General features: G+C 57.8%; 3 protein-coding genes. 2 read left to right on the top strand and 1 reads right to left on the bottom strand.

Annotation, left to right across the window (positions count from 1 at the left end; all coding sequences use genetic code 11):
* Positions 1-376 precede the first annotated feature (376 nt).
* On the bottom strand, positions 377-1,567 hold the full coding sequence (locus HIJ39_RS21610; RefSeq protein WP_169103111.1) for a glycosyltransferase 87 family protein: 1,191 nt from the start codon (positions 1,565-1,567) through the stop codon (positions 377-379).
* Between the two features lie 207 nt (positions 1,568-1,774).
* Here HIJ39_RS21610 and HIJ39_RS25015 point away from each other — a divergent pair, with 207 nt between their 5' ends.
* The gene (locus HIJ39_RS25015; RefSeq protein ID WP_169103110.1) at positions 1,775-3,448 is read left to right on the top strand and encodes a L,D-transpeptidase family protein; all 1,674 of its coding nucleotides are present in this window, start codon (positions 1,775-1,777) and stop codon (positions 3,446-3,448) included.
* A 19-nt stretch (positions 3,449-3,467) separates the two neighbouring features.
* Complete coding sequence (locus tag HIJ39_RS21600) at positions 3,468-4,046, top strand: GNAT family N-acetyltransferase (protein ID WP_169103109.1); 579 nt, start codon at positions 3,468-3,470, stop codon at positions 4,044-4,046.
* Positions 4,047-4,422: the final 376 nt, after the last annotated feature.

The raw sequence follows: 4,422 nt of genomic DNA, 5'->3' as shown, positions 1-4,422 counted from the left end.
TGCGGTTTTTTGCGTCAATCGAGAAGAAGGAGGCTGCCCCCTCCGGGTCCGAATCTGGACCCTTTTGGGACAGCCCCTTCATCGCAAGAGGCGGTGCAGATGCAATATTTTCACCGCGTGGGACACTCCAGATAGGCCCGGGACACCATGCACGGATGCGAGGACGCCCGTTCCCAGAAGGGCCCAGAAGCTCACTTGACGCATATCCATCACCCGCCGTTAATATGCTCCCGTGATTGCGGGTTATTCACTTTGATGCCGACCGCCCGGGCTAAACGTTCGGCCCACATCGCTGCACCGGACGCCATGAACAAGTTAAGGCTACTAAAACAAACGGTTTTAGCGGACAGGGGTTGCACATTCTGCTGGAAATTCTTTAGTATCGGAGCTCGGATCCTCGAGAGCTTGTTTGCGGAACGTCAGCTTCGATGGCTTGGCGGCGGCTAAAAATTGCGCCCACGGAACTTGCCGCAATGACCAGATAGCGGAGCAGAAGCCCTAGGGGATAGATGTTGGCCGCATACCAGTTGGCCGAACGCGCCCCCACGTTGTAGAGGTGCAAGATAGCCATGGAGTTGACGTAGTCTGCCACGCCGCCCACGCTGAGCAGACCAAATGTCCAGAGCGGCCACTCGGCGATCATGCCAAAGCCCATGAGCCACAGCATGTATTGAGGGGAAAAGACTTTGTTAACCAAAAGAAAAATGGCAAACAGCAAGGCTGCGGCATGGTAGACAGAGCCTCCGCGCCAGACGTGGCGGGCCGAGATGAGAAACACGGCGACCACTAGGAGCAGCGAGATCAAGTCGACCGCCCGGACGGACGCCAGATGAATCCAAACATTGTTCCATAAATCGGTGGACACGGGACGTTGGGCATTAAACCTGTAAAACAGCGACCAGTTGGACGGGTTAGCGACAGCAAAGGGCAGGTTAATGAGGGCCGATACCCCAAAAAACCAGGCCACCATTCGTCCCAATACGTCTCGCTTATGGTCCCGCCAGAGCGCAATCGCGATGTAGGGGAGATAAAAGATGGGGAAAAACTTAAAGAACACGGCCGCAGCAAAGGTCACCGCGGAGGCGTTGTAGCGGCCTCTCTCAAAAAGCCAGATGGCTCCCATCATAAGACAGAGCCCAATTACGTCCCAGTTGAGCAGACCATAGGTCAGCAGCATGGGTGTCAGGCTAAATCCCCAAGCCGTTTTGGGGGACCATTGAACAAGCCACCGGAAGAACAAGAGCGCTGCCATCCAGAGGAACAAGGCGGTGACGAGATAGTAGCCCAAGGCTGAGCCTGCCCACGCCGCAATCCACATCAAGATCCCCATCAACACCGGGTACTCGATGGGGGTTTGGATGTAGGGCAGCGCATGATTGAACAATTGGTGGTTGTGGTATAGTGCGAAGATGTCCGTGTAGGCCAAGTGGGCATACGCCCATGACCACCAGTGGGTCGGAATGGCATTCGCCAACATCGGTTGCGGGGGGATAAGCCGAATCGCGGCCCAAACATACCAAATGGTAATGGCGATACTGCCCAAAACCCATTGACGGCGATGACTCAACCCTTCGACCTCCTAAACCATTCAACATGACTAAGCGCAGGCCCATCCATTATACCGCTTTACTGAGCGGGGACCACGTGGGAACCCTTCGCGAAATTTCGCAAACAATGTCGTCAAATAATTCGTCGGTTTTATGTTTAATGGTGCAACATGGATCTAACTTGCGGCGTTTATTTAGTAACCGTAATTTGGGAAGAAGGATAGCTCGTGGCAGCTCATGCGCATCGAAGAGACGTGCTTCAAGGAATAACATTACATCGTCCGCGCACCGTGATCGGGCTCGGGATTGTGGCTCTAGCCGCCGTCGTGGCAGGCGCCGCATGGCTTGCGTCGCCCGGCATTACCTTTGTGAAAAACAGCGCTGGTCTGATCTCGTATCGCCTGACGGGGCTTCAGCCCCGGGTGGGCCGTGCCATTTTCTATCATGAAGGCAAAACGGACGCGTTGACCCCGTTCGGGGGCGCCTTGATGCCGACCGGTCGGATATCCGCGGGGCAAACGGGCTACGTGGAAGTCCAGATTCTTGGTCCCGCATATCTCCGTTGGCTTCCCTGGGAGCACCCTTCCGCGATCGCTTCCGTTAAGGCGCCGTTCTTGCCGCACCCGGCCGTGCGCACGGTGCAGCGGGGCTTGGCGCGAGGCATGAAGATTCCGTTCAACGAGGCCGTGACAGGCGTCCGGTACCGCACGCCGGGGGGGACGTGGCATCGACTGGTTCTTCGTCAACCGGAGTCCGTCGTAACGCTGCCCTTGCCCAAGCCGGCCCCGGGCCAACAGGGGATCCTTGAGGTGTCAGCTGCGGCCCGATCGTGGGAGTCCGCCGGTCCACGCGCTGAGATCACGTGGAAGAGTCTTCCTTACATTCAAGCGACCGAGGCCGGCTCCACCCAAGTGCAGCCTACCAGCCCGTTAACCGTGCACTTCAGCCAGACCATCACCCACGCGCATTTGGCCAACTGGCGGGTGTCGCCAACGATAAGCGGAACCTGGCAACGCGTGAACAGCCGCACATTTACCTTTACGCCGACCAGTTCCTATGGCTATGGTCCCGGCGCACTGGTAGCTGTCACCATTCCTGGTGGGGTGGCGGGTCCCGAGTCGCGGGCGGGATCGGTGTTGGGTCACGCTACGACATTGAAGTGGACGACGCCACCCGGATCGGTCCTCAGGCTTCAGCAATTGCTGGCCCAGCAAGGCTATTTGCCGGTGTCCTGGACCCCAGCCGCAGCCAGCCCCGCCACCGAGGCGTCGTTGATGGCCACCATCTACACGCCGCCCAGTGGATCGTTTCAGTGGAAGTACAATAATTTGCCCAGCGCATTAAAGGCGTTGTGGACCCCCGGGGCCATGTCGGTGGTCACGAAGGGTGCCATCATGCAATTTGAGCGGGCCAACAATCTGCCGGTTGATGGGATCGCGGGACCCGAAGTGTGGAAGGCGCTTTTTGCGGACCAGCTGCAAAACAAGGTGAGTCCGTGGCCGTACACCTACATCTCGGTGACCGAGAGCCAGCCCGAGACCTTGGAACTCTGGTCTAACAACCAACTGGTGATGAAGACCTTGGCCAACACCGGCATTCCCGCGACGCCAACCTATTTGGGCACTTTCCCCGTTTACGAGCGGTTGAAATTCCAGATTATGCGCGGCAAGAACCCCAACGGCGTGCCTTATGCCGATCCCGTATACTGGATCAACTATTTCAAAGGGGGGGATGCCGTTCACGGCTTCGTGCGAGCGTCCTATGGGTTCCCTCAAAGCCTTGGGTGCGTGGAAGTACCGCCCTCCGTGGCCCAGAAAATCTATGCCCAGGTTCACTACGGGACATTGGTCACCGTGAACCCGGTCGGGGTGCCGCCGGCCCCGCCGGCCACCAACGGATGAGCGATGGGGGTATTGTGTCATGCGTGGTGAAGCATTCACCCTTCGGGGGCCGCGGGTTCGACTGCGGCCCTTCAATCTGGCCGATGCGCCCGCTCTATTAGAAATTCAGCGGGTCAACCAGGCGGCCTTTCACCCTTATATGCCCATTCGCAATGAAACATTCTTTACACTGGACGGGCAGCGGCAAGCCATCGCGCAAGATCGAGATCGGGCCGGACATGACCAGGGATATGCCTTGGCAGTCGAATGGGACGGGCGGATCATCGGCCGAGTGGCCTTGTCCAATGTGGTTCGAGGGGCGTGGCAAAACGCGACCCTTGGGTATTGGATTGACAGCCGCTTTCAAGGACAGGGATTCGCAACCGAGGCGGTGTCGGGAATGCTGAAAGCTGCCTTTCAGATTCTCCGTCTGCATCGGGTCCAGGCTGCTATCATGCCGCACAATCTCCCGTCACTGGCTGTGGTGAAAAAATTGGGATTCACCTATGAAGGTCGCGCCCCGCGGTATCTGTGTATTGCGGGCCAGTGGGAAGACCACGAAATCTTTAGCCTGACCGTGGAGGACTTCAAGGAGCCGCTGGGGTGGGAAATTGATTAATTCTCCGTTTGCGCGGCCCGGAGCTTACATGAATGGATTGTACAGGGTCATCCGTGGCCAGCACAATCAGCTGTACGTTATCCGCGCCTAGTTGGGTTCGGAACGAGCCCCAAGATCTTCACCCTATCCAGGCTAGGAGTCCGGAGAAGCGAGCTTGCGGACACATTGGCTCCCGCAAAAACCACATCGCGACAAATCCCAACTCAAGCTTTCAGTTCTTTAGGCTAGGACATCGCGAAGCGCGATTCCGCCTCACCGTTTGCACCGCCGCGGGACGGGATGACCTGTTCCCACGGGGGCCTAGGAGCCTTTTCATTTAATCCGAACCCGCACGGCGCGCGGGTTTGACGCATTGGACGCTGCGATTTTCCTACAC

This window comes from Sulfobacillus harzensis (assembly GCF_012933365.1).
GTDB lineage: Bacteria > Bacillota > Sulfobacillia > Sulfobacillales > Sulfobacillaceae > Sulfobacillus_B > Sulfobacillus_B harzensis.
Note: the sequence above shows the minus strand (reverse complement) of the source record. Positions and strands in the feature narration are given on the sequence as shown.

Coding starts and splice junctions, on each gene's coding strand:
- HIJ39_RS21600 (WP_169103109.1), top strand. CDS start 3,468: ATGCGTGGTGAAGCATTCACCCTTCGGGGGCCGCGGGTTCGACTGCGG.